This is a genomic window from Ochrobactrum sp. SFR4, from assembly GCF_019730395.1.
Taxonomy (GTDB): Bacteria; Pseudomonadota; Alphaproteobacteria; order Rhizobiales; family Rhizobiaceae; genus Pseudochrobactrum.
The window spans coordinates 1-269 of record NZ_JAAPBB010000807.1 but is presented as its reverse complement, the minus strand read 5'-3'; the positions used below and the strand labels follow the sequence as shown (position 1 = coordinate 269).

Below are 269 nucleotides of genomic sequence, written 5' to 3'. Positions count from 1 at the left end.
TGCCGATATGATCGAGGACAGGGAAATCAGCATGACAGCGGTGATCAGGCCGGCGATGCCGACCCACCGCCCGTAATCTTGCGCGCCGTGAAATTGTCCCGATGCCGCCCGTTCGCTGGCTCGCGTAAAATTGCCGATCGAAGCGATCGCCAAGCCTATGCCAATGATGAAACAAGTCGCGGCGACAAGCGCCTGCGCGGGCGGGATCAGGTCAGCAAGACGCTGCACCAGTCCAACAAGTCCGTTCAGCGCTTCTCCGTTTCCTCCCA

General features: G+C 60.2%; 1 protein-coding gene. It reads right to left on the bottom strand.

The features are described from left to right. On the bottom strand, window positions 1-269 hold a 269-nt coding region (locus HBA93_RS21315; protein WP_221724591.1), incomplete at both ends, for a hypothetical protein.